General features: G+C 69.8%; 13 protein-coding genes. 11 read left to right on the top strand and 2 right to left on the bottom strand.

Annotated features, from left to right (window positions below):
* Nucleotides 1-8 precede the first annotated feature (8 nt).
* Nucleotides 9-6,683: an RHS repeat-associated core domain-containing protein gene (locus tag AFM16_RS30690; RefSeq protein WP_167797275.1), complete on the top strand. Its 6,675-nt coding sequence runs from the start codon at nt 9-11 to the stop codon at nt 6,681-6,683.
* Between the two features lie 176 nt (nt 6,684-6,859).
* Nucleotides 6,860-7,462, top strand: a complete 603-nt coding sequence (locus AFM16_RS30685; protein ID WP_030792155.1) for a carbohydrate binding domain-containing protein — start codon at nt 6,860-6,862, stop codon at nt 7,460-7,462.
* Nucleotides 7,463-7,561: 99 nt separating this feature from the next.
* Here the strand turns inward: AFM16_RS30685 and AFM16_RS30680 are convergent, their stop codons facing one another.
* On the bottom strand, nt 7,562-8,236 hold the full coding sequence (locus AFM16_RS30680; protein WP_030792152.1) for an enoyl-CoA hydratase-related protein: 675 nt from the start codon (nt 8,234-8,236) through the stop codon (nt 7,562-7,564).
* A gap of 256 nt (nt 8,237-8,492) precedes the next feature.
* Here AFM16_RS30680 and AFM16_RS30675 point away from each other — a divergent pair, with 256 nt between their 5' ends.
* From AFM16_RS30675 to AFM16_RS30635, 9 genes are all read left to right on the top strand, one after another.
* Nucleotides 8,493-8,687 (top strand): hypothetical protein, encoded by a 195-nt coding sequence (locus AFM16_RS30675; RefSeq protein ID WP_030792148.1) that lies wholly within the window; start codon nt 8,493-8,495, stop codon nt 8,685-8,687.
* A 9-nt stretch (nt 8,688-8,696) separates the two neighbouring features.
* Nucleotides 8,697-9,944, top strand: coding sequence for an MFS transporter (locus AFM16_RS30670; protein ID WP_167797274.1), 1,248 nt, complete (start codon nt 8,697-8,699; stop codon nt 9,942-9,944).
* A complete protein-coding gene (locus AFM16_RS30665; protein ID WP_051780750.1) occupies nt 9,941-10,924 on the top strand; it encodes a tetratricopeptide repeat protein in 984 nt (327 codons plus the stop codon). Before AFM16_RS30670 ends, AFM16_RS30665 begins: the two co-directional genes overlap by 4 nt.
* A complete protein-coding gene (locus AFM16_RS30660) occupies nt 10,921-11,526 on the top strand; it encodes a DUF998 domain-containing protein (RefSeq protein WP_078635633.1) in 606 nt (201 codons plus the stop codon). Before AFM16_RS30665 ends, AFM16_RS30660 begins: the two co-directional genes overlap by 4 nt.
* Before the next feature lie 13 nt (nt 11,527-11,539).
* A complete protein-coding gene (locus AFM16_RS30655; RefSeq protein WP_078635631.1) occupies nt 11,540-13,048 on the top strand; it encodes an MFS transporter in 1,509 nt (502 codons plus the stop codon).
* Nucleotides 13,045-14,751 carry a serine/threonine-protein kinase gene (locus tag AFM16_RS30650; RefSeq protein WP_078635629.1) on the top strand — a complete coding sequence of 569 codons (1,707 nt, stop codon included), beginning with the start codon at nt 13,045-13,047 and terminating at the stop codon, nt 14,749-14,751. Before AFM16_RS30655 ends, AFM16_RS30650 begins: the two co-directional genes overlap by 4 nt.
* Before the next feature lie 293 nt (nt 14,752-15,044).
* Entirely contained in the window at nt 15,045-15,404 is a 360-nt protein-coding gene (locus tag AFM16_RS30645; protein ID WP_078635627.1) for a hypothetical protein, read from the top strand.
* 58 nt (nt 15,405-15,462) lie between these two features.
* Complete coding sequence (locus tag AFM16_RS30640) at nt 15,463-16,062, top strand: CGNR zinc finger domain-containing protein (protein ID WP_078635625.1); 600 nt, start codon at nt 15,463-15,465, stop codon at nt 16,060-16,062.
* A gap of 5 nt (nt 16,063-16,067) precedes the next feature.
* A complete protein-coding gene (locus tag AFM16_RS30635; RefSeq protein WP_078637139.1) occupies nt 16,068-16,463 on the top strand; it encodes an SRPBCC family protein in 396 nt (131 codons plus the stop codon).
* 21 nt (nt 16,464-16,484) lie between these two features.
* On the opposite strand, the gene AFM16_RS30630 is transcribed toward AFM16_RS30635, so the two are convergent.
* Nucleotides 16,485-17,111 carry a dihydrofolate reductase family protein gene (locus AFM16_RS30630; protein WP_078635623.1) on the bottom strand — a complete coding sequence of 209 codons (627 nt, stop codon included), beginning with the start codon at nt 17,109-17,111 and terminating at the stop codon, nt 16,485-16,487.
* Between the last annotated feature and the right edge of the window lie 75 nt (nt 17,112-17,186).

The raw sequence follows: 17,186 nt of genomic DNA, 5'->3' as shown, positions 1-17,186 counted from the left end.
GCGCCTCCGTGGGATACCTTCCCGGCGATCTGAAGGTGTCCGCGAACGGTGACGCATCCTACGCCATTCCGCTCGACGTGCCGGTCGGCCCCGGCGGTCTTCAGCCCTCCGTAAGTCTCAATTACTCCAGCAGGGGCGCCAACGGTGTCCTCGGGGTGGGCTGGTCCGTCGGGGGCCTCTCGGCCGTCGCGCGCTGCGGAAAGTCCTTCGCCGCCGACGGGAAGCAGACCGGTGTCCACTTCCGCGAACGTGCCGGCGACGGCCAGGACGCCGACCGGTTCTGCCTGGACGGCAGCAGACTGAAGGCGGTCAAGGGCGACTACGGGGCCTCCGGTGCGGAGTACCGCACCGAACAGGAGTCGTTCGCGAAGATCGTCTCGCTCGACGCGGACAGTCAGGGCCCCGGCTGGTTCAAGGTCTGGCTGAAGAACGGGCGCATCCGGGAATACCGCCCACAGACAGCCACGCAATGGGCGGAGGGCGGACATGGCGCCACTGCCCGATTCGTATGGCTGCTGACAAAGGAGAGCGACCGCTCCGGCAATTCGATCGACTATTCCTACACCAAGAGCACGTCATCGTTTCCGGGATCGAGCGAACAGCTCAGTGCCGAGGTGACCATCGACCGCATCTCCTATTCTCTCGGCAGTGGGGACGAGCGCGTCAGATACATTCAGTTCGAGTACGACAAGGAACGCGCCGACCCGTCCTTCTCCTGGCAGTACGGGGTCCGTACGCACCTCAAGAAGCGGCTGAACGCCGTCAAGATGTTCGGCCCCGATCCGGCGAAGGCCGCCCTGCTCTGGCAGTACTACCTCGACTATGACTCCAGCCCCGTGACGGACCGCAGTCGGCTGGCCTCGGTCCGGAAGTGCGGGCAGGAGGGCGGATGCCTGTGGGCCAGGAAGTTCGACTACGGCGGGCAGGCACCGAAGTTCACGGCCAGGACCGTGGTGGACGATTTCGATCCGGGCGGGGGTCTGCTGTCCCTCGCCTACGAGGCACAGTCGCGCCATGCCCAGGCCGGTGACTTCGACGGCGACGGCGCGGACGATGTGATCGTCTACAACCCGGTGGCGCTGCATCCCGACGGCGAGGGCTATGTGCTGCTGGGCAAGAAGAACGCGGACGGAACGATCGCCCCGCTCGGTCGGAGGGTCGCGCTGACCGGAGCGTTCGACGACGGCAATTCACTGGAGCGGATCCTGCCGGTGGATGTCGACAGCGACGGGATCATGGACGTCTTCGTCCAGGATCCGCAGGGGGACGCCCCCTACGCGGCGTTTCTGCACTGGGACGAGGACAGTGACTCCTTCGTGCGCGGCGGGAGCCGCGGCGCCTCGATACCAGTGAATTTCAGCCCCCGGGCCGTCATCGACTTCGGTGACACCGACGGGGACGGCCGGGTGGACCTCTTCGAGGGCGAGGACCGGGGCAATCCCGACGGGCGGACTCCGGCTCAGGAGCCCCCGCTGGGCTCGCCGGGTCCCGACGGCCTCTGGGGTGACGAATGGCGTGTACGGATCAACACGGGAGCCGGATTCTCCGGTCCCGTCGCCACGTCGAAGCGCCTGAGTCTGTCCCGGGACGGCCGCGACGTGGTGGACACGGACGGCGACGGCCGCGCCGAACTACGAGAGTGGAACGCCACGTTGTACCGGCGCGACGACGCTTCGTACGTGATGTACGCCCAGGAGGCGGAGTCCGGGGACTCCAGGTTCCTCGGTGCGTGGCAGACCGCGGACGGTCGCTTCGGCCACCTGGGAGACTTCAACGGGGACGGCCTCCAGGACCGAGGCGTACTGCGGGGCGTGGACAACGGCGCCGGGGGAACCCAGCCGCAGGGCTTCGACGTGGAGTACAGCACCGGAAACGGGGCCGTCCGGGAGGAATTCGCGGACACCCCGGTCTGGGACTCCTTCAGCCTTCCCGACCGCACTGCCTCGATCTTCGGGACGGAATTCCGCTGGCCCGGGGAGAAGCGTGCCAAGGCGAGGATCAGCGTCGCCGACATGGACGGCGACCACCGCTCCGACGTCGTGATCTTCCACGACCGGCCCCTGGCAGGGGCCGGCCCACTCCACGCGGGGGTCACCGTACTGACGGCCGCCGGCAAGCGTTACGACCTGCCCCATGCGGCCAGCCCGCTGAGCGATGTCCTCAGCGAGCAGGCCTGGCGGATGAGCGAGGTTGCCGACTTCAACGGCGACGGAATGCCGGACATTCTCTCCCCCGTGAAGGACGGCGACCGGTATCGGCTCGTCGTCCAGGAGAACGAGGGATCCGCGCCGGACGTGCTGAGGAGCGTCTCCGACGAGAAGAGCGCCTGGCCGCGGGAGCGGATCACCTACTCCACGGAGTGGTCCAACCAGCCACGGGTGACCGCTGCGCCCAAGCTGTCCTTCCCCACGACACCCCTCCGCCGCAGGGGCATGGCGTTCGTGCGGAAGGTGGAGTCGCGTACCCACCTGGTCGACCCCGCCAACGAGAACGCGGTGCGCTCGCGGGCCAGGATCACCGAGTACGCGTACGAAAACCCGGTCCTGGATCTTCAGGGGCGCGGATTCCTCGGATTCGGCACGACGTTCGTCTGGGAGCCACAGCGTCCGGCCGAGACCATCACCACCTACGACAACGACAAACGCGTCGAAGTCGACGCCACGACGCACTCCTACGCCTATCCGTTTGCGGGGCGGCCACGCGACATCACCCGTATGGTTCCGATTCTGACCTCCGACGAGACCGCCCAGCACCCGCGCACTGCGCGGACGGCGCGGGTGACCGCCACACGCCACGACGACGAACTGGTGAAGCTCCATGGCGGCGCGGTGTATCTGGTCCGCCCGAAGAACACGGCCCTGCCCGGCTACAACCAGCAGAGACAGGAGTGGGAGGAAGCCGTATCCCTCGACTGGGACCTGTCCGAGGCGGACAACCCGTTTCCCCGCGCCCACATCTACCGGGCCGGGGACGTGAGCGACGGATACTCCCGCTTCACGTTCCGCGCGAGCACACAGGACGAGTACGGCAACGCCACGATCCAGGAGCGCAAGGTCCTGGGGAAGGACGAGTCGGAGCGGGGCGTCACCGAGCGCACCAGCACGGCGTTCGACCTGTCCGCCGCGCGCGTGTCCGACTGGTTGACCGGCCTGCCCGACCACACCGTGGTGACCCGCGTCGAGGCGGACGACACACCCACCGACCCGCACCGCGCGTCCCGGCGCACCGACTTCACGTACGACGTGGCGGGGCGACTCACGGAGACGTCGGTGCAGAAGACCGCCGCCGATGCCGACCAGCACAGCACGCGCAGCATCGCATACGGCGACAAGGGCGAGGTGACCTCGGTCAAGGAGACGACCGACACACCGGGCACACCGGCGCGCGAGGTCAGATACGAGTACACCCCTCTGCTCGACGGCTGGCCCGACGAGAGGATCTACGCGACCCAGGTTTGGTCCGTCCACGACCAGTTGCCGTACCGCCCCAGCACCTGGAAGGTCACACATCCGGGCCTGGGCGTCGTCCTGACCGAGACGGACGCCAACGGAGTCAGGTCGTCGACCCGCTACGACGACCTGGGACGTCCGGTGCAGCAACGGCCCCCGGGGCAGGACCCGGTGACCGTCGCCTACAGCGCCCGGGCCGACAGCTACGGCAGCGGTGTCAGCGGCGTCCATGTGACGAACACCCGTGGCGAAGAGGTCAGCCGTACCACCCTCGACGTTCTCGGCCGCACCATCACGGAGCGCGTACGGGGCTTCGACGGGGCCACTCTGGCCACGGACACGGCATATGACGTCCTCGGACGCCAGATCTCGCGCTCACGCCCCTACCGGGTGAGCGGCACCTCCGCCGCGACAGAGTTCCACCGCACGACCTACGACAGCCTGGACCGCCCGCTCAGAGTGACCGCGCCCGACGACAGCGACGTCGAGCACCGGTACTCGTTCTTCACGACCCGTACGTTCGACGCCCGCCGACACGAGTCCTACTCCACCGTGGACCTCGAAGGGCGTGTCGTGCTCAGCGCGAACGTGCTGGGAGGCGACGCGGAGGACACCAAGGTCCGTTTCGGGTACGGACCGTTCGACGTACTGGAGAAGGTGACCTCCCCCCAGGGCAAGGTGACCACCGCCCGGTACGACGCCCTGGGCCGCCCCACCGCGCAGACCGACCCCGACACGGGAACCCTCTCCCTGAAACACAACGGCTTCGGTGAGATCCGCGAGTTGTACCACGTGGGTCTGGGCAAGGGCCGGAGCACAGTGTTCGACGATCTGGGCAGGGTCACGCGGGTGGACGACTTCACCGGCGCAGTCGCCCATGACGTGACGGCGAGCGCGACATCGGTCTGGGACACCGCCCCGCACGGCATCGGCCGGCCGGCCAGGAACACCAGCACCGACCGCGTGGAGACCGCCTACCGGTACGACGCCCACGGCCGCACGGCGGGAACGGACTGGACCGACCGCTCCGAGGTCTCACCGCCGACCTACAGCGTCGACTACGGCTACGACGCCGCAACGGGCCGTCCGACGACCACGGCCTACCCGGAGGTCCCCGGCCGGCCGCGCCTCACTGTCCGCAACACCTACAACGCGTACGGGCATCTCTCCGAGATCGGTGACGCCACCCCAGGGAAGCCCTACCAGCGGCTGTGGCGGGTCGACGAACGCACCACCGATCTGGCCCTCACCCGGGCCACGTACGGCGACGGCTCGGTGTCCGTCCGCGGCTACCACCCGCACACCGGACGGCTGAACACCCTCACCACGACCGGCTCCACGGCCGCCAAGGTGCTCGACCTGACGTATCAGTACTGGGACGACGGGACGGTCAAGGAGGTCACCGACCGGGCGGTGAGCCCGACCCGCACGGAGACGTTCGGTTACGACGCAGCCCACCGGCTCACCGACTGGGACCTCACACGCGGCACCAGCACGGTCGCCACCGACTACCACTACAGTCCCGACGGCAACCTGACGACCACGGACAAGGACGGCACCACGGCCCAGACCAACTCCTACACCCACACCGACCACCCACACGCCGTCAGCACAGTCACGGTTGGCACCCAGACCTCCGTTGCCTACGGCTACGACGAGGCGGGGCGCCAGACCTCGGCCGACAGTCGGCGCCACACCTACGCGTCCCTCGGCATCCTCCCGGCGACGGTCAGCCTGGGCGCCAACAAGACCTGGACCTTGACGTACGACGCCGCCGGGCAGCGCTTCACCAAGGCCATGGGCACAACCAGGACCACGTACGTCGCGGGCCTGTACGAAAAGCGCGCCACATCGAGCGGAACAAGTCATGTCTTCCACGTGGGCGGCCCCGAGGGTCCCGTCGCGGACATCACGTACACCGCGTCCGGGCAGTCCACCGGCTACCTTCACACCGACCGCCTGGGATCGGTCACCGCGGTCGCTCCGGACACCGGCAGCGCGGCACAGCGGTTCCACTACGAGCCCTTCGGCGCCCGGAGCAATGCGGACGGAACTCCGTACAACGGTCCCGTCGCCACCACGCGCAACGGCTTCACGGGGCATGAGCACGACGACGAGCTGGGTCTGATCAACATGGGAGGACGGCTCTACGACCCGCTCGCCAAGCGGTTCACCACAGCGGACCCGGTCGCGGGCAGCACGGTGTCCAGTCAGCGCTGGAACCCCTACAGCTATGTCCAGAACAATCCGGTCAACGCCGTGGACCCGACGGGCTACGACGGACTCGACATCGGTGACGGCGGTATGTCCACCGGCACCCTGTCCGGGGCCGGATACACGGCTCAGCTACCGGTGGGCGTCGCATTCGCCAACGGCACCTTCACCGAGACCGCCGCGCCACCCGCCACCTGCTCGACGACCATGGGGATGTGCGGCCCCGGCTCCGACACCCCCTCGCAGGCCACGGACAACACAGCCGCCGGAGTGGGTTCGCGGGGTGCGAACAACGACGCCGACTACCGGGAAATGTACCGCCAGGCGCATCACTGCGGGCCCCGCGGCTGCGAGGCGGTGAACACCCCCGCCGGGCCCACAGACGGAGCGGAGGGCAGCGGCGCCGTCGCCGACGGCGCGGGCGGGGCCGATCCCGGTCTCGTACTCGCTCCCGAGCCGGAGCCGTTCTATGTCGGCGATCTGATCGTCAACACGGTCCTCGGTCCGCTCACCGCTGCCAACGATCACGATCCCGCGCTGATGGGAATCATCGGGATTCCCGGTCTCGCCAGAGGGCTGACGCCGTTGGCCGCCGCGGCAGGTCAGAGACTCGTGCCGCCGGCCTTCCCGGCCGGGCTCGGTTTTGCGGAGACTGCGGTCGAGATCGAACGGCGGGCCGTCGTCTACGGCTGGGACCACGTCACCCTGGGGCAGGGGCTCTCGTCCATGGAGGCGCAGTTGGTCGCGGATGTCCTCAAGGCCCCGTCTGTGGTGGTCGGGCGCTCCATCAACGTGGCCGGGCGTGGCCATCTCATGCTCGACGACTGGCTGATGGTCAAGGGCGAGGAGTGGACCGCTCGCTACCAGGAGGTCTACAACTACGCCGTGTACGGGCGCACGGCGGGTGGCTCCCCGGTGGGGGTGATGGCCGGGGGAGCGTATACCGCGACCGAAGTGAAGGCGGCTGAGGCCGGCGCCGAGGTGTCGGGGATCGCCAACACTCCGATGTGGTGGGAGTGACCGACGATCACGGCACGTAGGAGTGGCCCGGCTCCTGCCTTCGGGCAGGGGCCAGGCCCCTTTTCATGCTTCTCCGCGGCGAAGCTCTTCTGAGTAACGACTGCCCATACCGGACGAGGGAATTCTCCATAGCCTCGGCACAGCACTGCCCTTCCGGGCACGATCGAGGAGTTTTCGTGGGCAACAATCTCTGGAAATTTGCAACCGCCGCCACGGCGTTGGGCGTCGCCGGGTTCCTGCTGGTCGACGCACCGTCCGCCGAAGCCGCGAGCAACGTGATCCGTAACGGAGGTTTCGAGGACGGAAGTTCGGGCTGGACCTCCGCCTGGAGTTCCATCGGTGCGGCTCCGTATCACTCGGCCATCAACAACACCCTGCCCTTTCGGCCGCACATCGGAGCATGGAAAGCCGAGCTGGGCGGGGACGGGCTGGGAGGCGAGGGTTTCAACGGCCAACAGAGCGTCTCGCAGACAGTCACCCTGGAGCCCAAGACTCGCTACATCTTCTCGTACTGGCTGTATGTGACGCCCAGGACGGCCGGATTCAGGGAGCTCGAAGTGACGGCCTCAGCAGGAGGTCACACGTACCGGTTGGACTACCGGACGAACAAGGACGTGAATTCGGGATACCAGAAGGTGAACGTCCAGCTCCCTCAGGATCTGGTCTTCACGACCGAACAGCGCGTGCGCTTTTCCTTCACCGCTGTGGAGGACGCTGTGAACGGGAGCCCATTCCTCCTCGACGACGTATCACTTTCTCCGGTGGCGAATTCGCGATAGTGGCGAGGCGTCACCCCTGAGGTCGGTGCTGCTGACGCATACGGGCCTGGCACCGTCTTCTGACGGTGCCAGGCCCTCAGTGTGCCGCTGCTCAGCCGCTCACACCGTATTGAGTGCTGCGTCGCGCAACGTGCCCAGCGTGTCGCCGAACAGGCGGGACTTGATCGTGGCCAGGGTCGTGGCGTCCTTGGCGCCGATGGCGTGTGCCAGTTCGAGCGCCGTGGGCAGCAGGCCGTCCTCCGACGTGGCCGCGTGCACCAGGCCCAGTTCGGCCGCACGTTCACCGCCGTAGCGGCGGCCGGTGAGCATGGCCTCGTGGGCGGTCGGCCGGGAGAGGCGTGCGGTGATGAGGGCGTTCATACCCGGTGTGAAGGGGAGGCCCAGGTCGACCTCCGGGAGACAGAAGTAGCCGCGATCGGCCCGCATGACGCGGACGTCATGAGCGAGGGCCAGCATCGCGCCGGCCGCGAACGCATGCCCCTGGACAGCGGCGATGGTGACGACGGGAAGCGACAGGACGCGGGCGAACAGCTCGTGCGTCGCGATCATCAAGTCGTTCAGCCGGCTGGGGTTGGCCCCGATCCAGTCCAGGTCGAGCCCCGTCGACCAGTACTTGCCGTCGGCGACGGTGATGAGCGTGCGCGGGGAGCCCTGAGCATCCAGTTCGTCGAGAGCACGGTGCACGGCCGCGACCCAGTCCAGGTCGAAGCGGTTCTCGCCGTCCCCGAGGTGGAGGGTGCAGACGGTTCCGTTCAGCGTGTGCAGGGTGGGCATGAGGTCAGCCTTTCGACGGGTGCGAGTTCGGATCGTCGGGCGTCAGGTACGGCCGACGGCCGCGACGCAGATGTTCGGCCCCATCACGTCAGCCCCACGGCGTGGACGCCTGGGCAGCCCGTACTCAATTTCCTTTCCACGCACCCCGGGGCACCGCCCGCACGGATTGAGCAACACCTGCTCAATCCGCTGCTCCGGACAGCGCTTTAGCGTCGAATCGCCGCAGAAAAGCGGTCATCAAGGAGAGGAGCCGCCCGTGAAGTCCGGGTCGCACAACCACAATGAGATCGTCGTCCAGAACCCCGCGGGGGCGTCGGCCACCGCCGCATCCAGCAAGCCTTGCCCGCGTGACATCGAGGCGGCCGCGTCCCCGAGTGCCGGGCCGATCGGCTGCAATCACAACCAGATCGGCGTGCTGAACCACAACCACATCAGTGTCCGTGGCGCGTAAGCACGCATGATGAGAACACCCCGGTTCCGGCGTTGCGTAAAGACCGCCGATATTCCGCCGACCGCCGTCGTGGCGCTCTTCGGCGAATTCCTGAGCAGCGCCGGATCCGGTACTACCTTCCCCTATCTGGTCGTCTACCTCCACGACGTCTGCGGACTGACCGGCGGCCAGGTCGGAGCAGTGCTCGTCGGCCGCTCGCTGGCCGCCGTCGCGGGGTCCGTGCTGGGCGGCGCCCTGAGCGACCGGCACGGGGCCCGTCGTACCGTCGTCGCGCTCGCCGCCACGGCCGCCTCGGCCGCGGCCGTGCTGGCGACCGCGCACGGACACCCCGTCTGGCCTCGAGTCGTCGCGGCGATGGTGTGCACGGGTGCGGAGGCGGCGCTCGTACCGGCGATGGACGCGCTGCTGGCCCGCTCGGTGCCGGAACACACCCGGGAGAAGGCCTTTTCCTGGCGCAACACCGTCGTGACCTCCGGGGCGTTGCTCGGCGTCGTCGGCGCATCCACCGCGCTCGGCACGTGGGGCGTCTCGACGGGACTGCGCTGGGTGTACGCCCTGGACGCGGCGTCGTTCGTGATGCTCGCCGTGCTGGTGCGCCGGGCGGGCGGACCTCCCCAGGGCACGCCCCATGGACAGGCTCGCCTCCATGACCGTCACGCCGGGCAGGACCACGGCTACGCCGCCGTCGCTCGCGATCCCGCGATGCGCCGGACGTTCTTCTTCGTGCTGCTCGTGGTGGCAGCCGGGTTCACGCCGCTTCAGACCGGCCTGCCCGTCGTGACCGTCCTGACTCGTCATGTCGACGTCCTCGGCTGGCTGTTCGCCGCGAACATGATCGTCGTCGCGGTTCTCCAGGTGCCTGCGCAGCGCGTGCTGGCGCGTTTCCCCCGGCCGCTCGTGCTGGCCGGCGGGACCGCGCTCATGGGCGGGGCGTGGGTGGTTCTCGCCCTGAGCACGGACCACGGGGTCGGGAGCCTCCTCGCAGCGGCCGTGGTGTTCGCCCTGGGCGAGGTCGCCTACATGCCGGTGGTCGCGGCGCTCGTCAACGACCTTGCGCCGCCGGGACTCGCCGGACGCTACAACGGCGCCCACACCCTCGCTTGGACGAGCGGATTCGCCGTCGGCGCCCCGGCCACGGGTGCGCTTCTCGGGTCCGACTCCGTCCGTCCGTTCTTCGCCGCCTCGGCCGCTGTCCTCGGCCTGGCCGCACTTGGCGCGCTGACCCTCGCCCGTCGGCGGAAAGGGAACCACAGATGATCAAGCACGAGTCGCCGCCTTCCTTGCGCAAGGCCATCGCTCATGCCGAGCAGGCGCTGGAGGCGGGCCGGGCCGAGCAGGCGGAACGTCTGCTGCGGAGCGCGCTGACCCCCCGCCCACGGGCGGGCGCCGCCGCACACGGAACCCACACAGCAGAGGGCCTGGAGGCACGGGGCATGCTGGCCGCCTGCTGGCGCATGCGGGGCAGGTACCGGCACGCCGAACTGCTGCTCTCCGCGACACTCGCGGCGGCGGAGTCCGTCACCGGCGCTTCGTCGCCCACCGTCGCCTGGCTGTGCAACCAGGCGGGCATCCTCGGCAAATACACCGGAGACTTCGACATCGCGGAGGTCCGATACCTCCGGGCGCTGGAAATCTACCAGGAGGCGTTCGGGCCGGTCCACGACACGGTGGCCATGGTCTGCCACAACCTCGGCGGCCTGGCCCACGCCCGCGGCGACGCGCAGGCCGGGGAGCCGTGGGCCGCCCGCGCCGTACAGATCCGCACCCGGCTGCACGGCGCCGGCCATCTCCTCACGGCGCTCGACACCGCCGCGTGGGCCGCCCTGCTCGACGGCTGCGGGCGCCCGGAGGAGGCCGAGCACTGCCTGCGGAAGGCACTGGCCGTCTTCCACGACGTCCACGGCCCTGACCACCACGATGTGGCCGTCACCCTGCACAATCTCGCCGCCCTGGAACACCGACGCGGAGAGCTCCGTGCGGCGGTCCTGCACTATGCCGACGCCCTGCGCCTCAAGGAACGCCTGCTGGGCCCGGACCACCCCGACCTGGCACCGACGCTCGCCAACACGGCGGCCCTGAGCGAGGCCCAGGGCGACACGGCACACGCCCAGGCCCTGTACGGGCGGGTGATCCACCTGCTGCACCACCGGGTGCACGCCACACATCCCACCCTGACCTCGGCACGGGCGGCACTCGCCCGGCTTGCCGCCACCCCCGACGAACGGACCCCTCGATGACCGACACAGCCCCGACGGCGACCCGCGGCTCGGTGCTCGCGGAAGCTGCCATCTGGCCGGCCTTCATGATCGTGGCAGTGCTGCACGCGTTGCCGACCGGGCTCAACCCACTGACGGACATGGTCAGTGAGTACGCACTCGGCAGATACAGCACCCTCACGAAGGCATGCTTCCTGGCGATCGCGGTCTCCGCGTACTGTCTCGCCGTCGGTCTGCGCAGCGCACTGCCGCCCGTACGAGCCGTCAAAACCGCGACCACCGCGCTCACCGTCATGGCGGCGGCCACCGCGGCGCTGCCGTTCTTCGCGGCCGACCCCGACCGGCCGTCGACCCCTCACGGCTGGGTCCACCTGGCCGCGGCACTGCTCGGCATGGTGTCGCTGATCGTGGCGGCGTTCGCGGTCGCGGCGCACACCCGGTCCCACTCGGCGTCCCGCCCGTCATCGGCGCTCCTCACCCGCCTCGGCTTCGCCTGCGCGGCGGTCATGAGCGTGAGCCTCGTGCTCATGCTGGCGCGCGTGTTCCCTGGTCTCACCGAACGCGTCCTCATCCTCGCCGGAATGGTGTGGATCGGTGCCGTCGCCCGTTCACTGCGGCACTGAGGAAGCGGCGCCCATGACCACCGACGACCCGACCCGCCGCACACGGACCCTGTGGGCGCTGACGATCACCAGCGCCGCCGGCTTCATGATCGGCCTGGACAATCTCATCGTCACCACCGCCTTGCCGGCCATCCGCCAGGATCTGGGCGGAGGCATCGACGACCTCTCCTGGACCGTCAACGCCTACACGCTCTGCTTCGCCGCGCTCCTCATGACGGGCTCGACGCTGGGCGAACGGTTCGGCAGACGCCGGATGTTCGTCATCGGGCTGGCCGTCTTCACCGCGGCGTCCGCCGCCGCGGCCCTCGCTCCCGGTCTGCCCGCGCTGATCGCGGCCCGAGCCGTCCAGGGGCTGGGCGCGGCCGTGCTGCTCCCGCTGACACTGACCCTGCTGACGGTCGCCGTGCCGGCCGAGCGCAGAGGCATGGCCTTCGGCATCTGGGGCGGGGTGAACGGCAGTGCCGTCGCTCTCGGCCCTGTCATCGGCGGCGCGGTGATCGACCAGCTCTCCTGGCAGTGGATCTTCTGGCTGAACGTTCCCGTCGGTCTGCTCCTGCTGCCCGTCTCCCGGCTCCGCCTGGCCGAGAGCCACGGCAGCGCCCGCAGGCTCGACGTGCCGGGCACTCTGCTCGCCGCTTCCGGTGTCTTTGCCCTGGTGCTGTCCCTCGTACGCGGCGAGAGCGCGGGCTGGCGCAGTGCGGAAGTCCTCGCGGGCTTCGTGGTGGGTGCGGTGCTGCTCGTCGTCTTCGTGCGGTGGGAACTCCGGACCTCGTCCCCGATGCTGCCGATGCGCCTTTTCCGGCATCGGGCCTTCAGCGTGGTCAACGCCATCGGTCTGCTGAACTTCTTCGGCCTGTTCGGCTCTGTCTTCCTGCTCACCCAGTACCTCCAGGGTGTGCAGGGCTACTCCCCGGTGGAGGCAGGGGTGCGGATGCTTCCCTGGACCGCTCTGCCCATCGTGGTCACCCCGTTCGCGGGCATGCTCTCCGACCGTGTCGGCAGCCGCGGCATCCTCGTCTTCGGACTCGCCCTCCAGGCCGTGGGGATGGCCTGGTACGCGGCAGTCACAGCGCCCCGCGTGTCCTACGCCGCGCAGATACCGCCGCTGGTCCTTAGCGGGCTGGGCATGTCCCTGTTCCTGGCGCCCGTCGCCAATGTGGTGATGAGCAGCGTCCGCTCCGAGGAGCAAGGCATCGCCTCGGGCGCCAGCACCTCCCTCCGCAACATCGGCGGTGTGCTGGGGGTGGCCGTGTCCGGCGCGGTCTTCTCGGCGAACGGCGGGTACCGGTCCGCGGCCCTGTTCGTCGACGGGCTCCGTCCCGCGCTGTTCATCGGGGCCACGGCCTTCGCGGTGGCGTCCGTGGCGGCGTTGATGCTGAGCAACCGCTACTCAAGACCGTCCCGGCATCGAGCGGAGAACCTGAGACCGTCCGGCACCGGCACTGCCGGACCGCCGTCGACGGACAGCCGGCCGTCGACACCCGGACCGACGACCGACGACGAAAGGCAGCCCGGAGCGTGAAGACCTGGTCCGTCCCCGGTTTCAGCGAGATCCGCGAGCTGGGGGCAGGTGGCAGCGGGCGCGTGGTGCTGGCCGTGGAGACCGCCACGGGCAGGCGTGTCGCCATCAAGTACCTGAGCGAACAACTGCTGGAGGACACACACTTCCGGCGGGAGTTCCGTGCCGAGGCCCGGCTGCTTCAGGAGATCGTCTCCCCCCATGTGGCGCATCTGCGCCACTACGTCGAAGTCCCGCACGGCGCTGCCATGGTCCTGGAACTGGTGGACGGTCCCAGCCTGCGGGTGCTGCTTCGACGGGAAGGCGCCACGGTGCCCGAGGCCGCGTTGACGGTCCTCAAGGGCTCGCTGCTGGGCCTGGGCGCGGTGCACCGGCAAGGCATCGTGCATCGCGACTACAAGCCCGAGAACGTACTGATCACGACCGACGCCGTGTCGAAGCTCGTGGACTTCGGCATCGCGGCCCGCGACGGCAGCACGCCCTCCGCCGTCGCCGGCACGCCCCCGTATATGGCGCCCGAGCAGTGGCAGGGCCGTTCCCCCACCGCCGCCACGGATGTGTACGCCGCGACCGTCACCTTCTTCGAGTGCGTGACCGGGTTTCGGCCCTACGGCGGCGACAGCGTGGCCGAGATCGCGACCGGGCACCTGACTGCGGACGTGCCAGCGTGGAAGGCGCCGGAACCCGTCCGCCCTCTTGTGCTCCGGGGCATGGCCAAGGACCCGGCCGAACGGTTCGCTTCCGTGGACGAGTTCCTCGACGCGTTGGAAGCCATGGCGACCGCGGGCTACGGCCCCGACTGGGAGGAACGCGGCAGGCGCTCCCTTGCCTCACTCGTCGTCGCGCTGCTGATGAACCTGTCACGCCCTCGAACCGGCGAGCCGGGGGCGACGACCGAGCTGGCAACAACGGAGACGACACCGGAAGATGCGCCGACGGACATTCCCGATCACCGCACCGCACCGGGCGTCCGCAGCAGCCGCGCCTCCCGCCGCACCCCGGTCGTCATCGGCGGCGCCGCGGCTCTGCTGGTCGTCGCCACCGCCGCAGGCGTGCTGGCGAACCGGCCGTCGGCGAACGACGCGGCCCATGCCACGCCCGCGTTCGGGACATCCAGCGGCACTTCGGCCCCGCCCGTCGGCACTGCGGATTCCTCACCAGGTGGCCCCACGCCACGTCACGCGCCCACGCACGACTCCGCCCCGCCAAGTCCCCCGGCCCCGGGCACGACGAGGCCCAAGGAAACGAACCCGGGCGGCGGCGACGCAAGCGGAACGCCCGGCGGTACGCCGCGTACGACCGCACCTCTGGACGACGACGCAACGATGCCGTCGGCCGCACCGCCCGCGTCGGCGTCCGGCGTCGCCATGCGAGTGAGCGCTGTCCATATCACTTCCCTCAAGGAGGCCGCGCCGGTCCGCGGTGCGGAGGCGACGGTCACCGTCACCACGACCCGTCCCGACCCCGTCACCCTGGAACTGACCTGGTACGACAGCGACCAGGCCGGCGTTCCCGGCGCCCGGAACGGCAGCACGGAGGTGTACCGGCTCAGCGGACGCACCACCTATCGACTCACCACGCGCCACGAGTTCACCACGTGTCCGGCGTACTGGGGCCTGCGCGCCCGCAGTACACCGGCCGCTCTCTCGGGCGACATCTATCAGGACATGGGTGCGCTCGCGTGCATCCTCCAGCCGCGCGGCTGAGCGGGACCGGAGAGGCCAGGAGCATGCGACGCCACGACGAGGACGACTACCCGGAGTACCTTTCGACCGGCTGGAGCGCGCCCTCCGAAACCAGCGAGCGCCGACGGCCGTCGGACGAGCCGACGACGGCAGTGACCGTGTGGCGTACACGCGTGTACCCGGTGCACTCACCGCCCTCGTCGGCCGAGCCCCACCGGAGCGGGACCACCATGGTCTGGCGAGGCGTGACCCAGGGCCCTGTATCGCGCCGCTCCCGGTCGAGGCTCGGATCGAGGTCCAGGTCGTTCGGCCTCTTGGTCCTGCTCCTGGCCGCCGCCCTCCTGGCGTGGCAACAGCTCCCGTCCGCAGAACTGGCCGTCACCGAAGTCACCGTGACCGTGCACCCGGACGAGCTGGGCTGCGACGGTACGGCTGAAGTCATCGCGGTCGTCCTGACCAACGGGGCGGCCGGCAGTCTTCGGTACCGGTGGCTGCGCAGCGACGGCACCGACTCGGGGGAGCTGCGCGAACGCGTGCGCGCGGGTCAGCGTGAGGTGCGGCTGCCGCTGCTGTGGCGCTTCCACGGCACAGGCACGCACCGGGCCCGCGCGATGCTCGACCTGGAGCCCGGGCGACGCTCGGCGTCGACGACGTTCACCTACCGCTGCCGTTGAGGCGAAGTTCCGCAGCGGACGAGTCGCAGCACCTTACGTAACCGGTTATAGTGGTTACATGGACTCCGCCGCCAAGGGCCTCACCCTCCGCTCCCACACAGGCGTCGCCTATCGCTTCGATCCCGGCGCGCTGTGTCTGGAGCTGCTGACCACCGGCGGACCCGGTCCGTACCGGCGGTACGAGGTGCTGCACGCGCCCGTGGACGTGGGTGCGTGGGCGGAGCGGTCGCGGCTGGAGCCGACGCCCGTGCCGGAGGTGTCCGAGGCGGAGGTGGCCGGTCTGCGCGAGCTGCGCGACGCGCTGTTCCGGGTGGTCGACGCCCATACGCGCGGTGAGCCGTATCCGCCCCGCGACCTGGAGATCCTCAACGCGGCGGCCGCCCGCCCGGCCCTGGCCCCCGCGATCGCGCCGGACGGCAGCCGGCTGTGGGCCGGCGCTCCCACCGGGACGCAGCTCGCGGCGACCGTCGCACGGGACGCCGTCGAGCTGCTGACCGGACCCTTCGCGCACCGGATCCGCACCTGCGCCGCCGAGGACTGCCATCTGATCTACGTCGACACCTCGCGCCCCGGCCGCCGCCGCTGGTGCTCGATGGAGCACTGCGGCAACCGCCACAAGGTCAGGGCCCTGCGCGCCCGTCACACCGAGGAAGGATGACCGTCATGCCCACAGGACTCACCAAGGACGCCGGCTGGCAGATCGGCGTGTCCCGCACCCTGCCCCACCCCGTGGCCGTCGTCTGGGAGTTCGTCAGCGGCCCCGAGGGACTCGCCCTCTGGCTCGGCCCCGGCGCGGACCTCACGCCGGAACGCGGCACCCCGTACCGGACGGCCGACGGGGTCACGGGCGAGGTGCGCGGCTACCGCCCCGCCGACCGCATCCGGGTCACCCACGGCACCACCACGGTCCAGGTCGCCCTGGCCCCCGCCGCCGACGGGGCCCGCACCATGCTCCGCTTCCACCAGGAGCATCTGACCAGCGCCGAGGAGCGCGAACGGCGGCGGACGCACTGGCAGCACGTCATGGACCGGGTCGCCGCCGCCCTCGACGCGCGGTGACGACCGACGGCCCGCCGAACGTCACTCGTCGTCCGGCAGCGCGTACGTGCCGTACCGCGGACTGCCGTCCGTGTCGTACGTCTGGAGGGAGACACCGGCGGGGGTGACGCGGCCGGACGTGCGCCGGAAGGCCGTCGGCACCGTGCCCTCGGGGAACAGGCGTAGGCCGGAGCCCAGCACCACCGGGAACGTCAGCACATGGATGGTGTCGAGGAGCCCGAGGTCCAGCAGGGAGCGGACGAGGGCGCCGCTGCCGTGGACCTGGAGTTCGCCGTCGGTGCGTTCCTTGAGCGCCGTGATCTCCTTGACGAGGTCGCCGTCCACGACCGTGGTGGCGTTCCACTCCGGGTCGGTGAGGGTGGTCGAGACGACGTACTTCGGCAGGGCGTTCAGCTTCGTGGCGACGGGGTTGTCGGGGTCGGTCACCTTGGGCCAGTAGGAGGCGAAGATGTCGTAGGTGCGGCGGCCCAGGAGGAACGCGCCGACCCTGCCGAAGACCTCGTCCACGAACCGGCCGAAGTCCTCGTCGCCGTACGGGAAGCTCCAGCCGCCGTGCTCGAAGCCGCCGCGGGTGTCCTCCCCGGGGCCGCCGGGCGCCTGGTAGACGCCGTCGAGTGTCACGAAGATCTGGGAGACGAGCTTGCCCATGGTGATCGCCTGCTTCCGGGTGCGGGGTCGTCTGTCATCAGCTCAGACCCCGCCCGGCCCCGCAACTCATCGGTC

The sequence above is a fragment of the Streptomyces antibioticus genome (genome assembly GCF_002019855.1).
Taxonomy (GTDB): domain Bacteria; phylum Actinomycetota; class Actinomycetes; order Streptomycetales; family Streptomycetaceae; genus Streptomyces; species Streptomyces antibioticus_B.
Note: the sequence above shows the minus strand (reverse complement) of the source record. Positions and strands in the feature narration are given on the sequence as shown.

What these genes read in the sequence shown, in the direction of transcription:
- AFM16_RS30680 (WP_030792152.1), bottom strand. Translation starts at nt 8,236, where the DNA reads ATGCCCACCCTGCACACGCTGAACGGAACCGTCTGCACCCTCCACCTC.
- AFM16_RS30670 (WP_167797274.1), top strand. Translation starts at nt 8,697, where the DNA reads ATGAGAACACCCCGGTTCCGGCGTTGCGTAAAGACCGCCGATATTCCG.
- AFM16_RS30665 (WP_051780750.1), top strand. Translation starts at nt 9,941, where the DNA reads ATGATCAAGCACGAGTCGCCGCCTTCCTTGCGCAAGGCCATCGCTCAT.
- AFM16_RS30660 (WP_078635633.1), top strand. Translation starts at nt 10,921, where the DNA reads ATGACCGACACAGCCCCGACGGCGACCCGCGGCTCGGTGCTCGCGGAA.
- AFM16_RS30655 (WP_078635631.1), top strand. Translation starts at nt 11,540, where the DNA reads ATGACCACCGACGACCCGACCCGCCGCACACGGACCCTGTGGGCGCTG.
- AFM16_RS30640 (WP_078635625.1), top strand. Translation starts at nt 15,463, where the DNA reads ATGGACTCCGCCGCCAAGGGCCTCACCCTCCGCTCCCACACAGGCGTC.
- AFM16_RS30635 (WP_078637139.1), top strand. Translation starts at nt 16,068, where the DNA reads ATGCCCACAGGACTCACCAAGGACGCCGGCTGGCAGATCGGCGTGTCC.
- AFM16_RS30630 (WP_078635623.1), bottom strand. Translation starts at nt 17,111, where the DNA reads ATGGGCAAGCTCGTCTCCCAGATCTTCGTGACACTCGACGGCGTCTAC.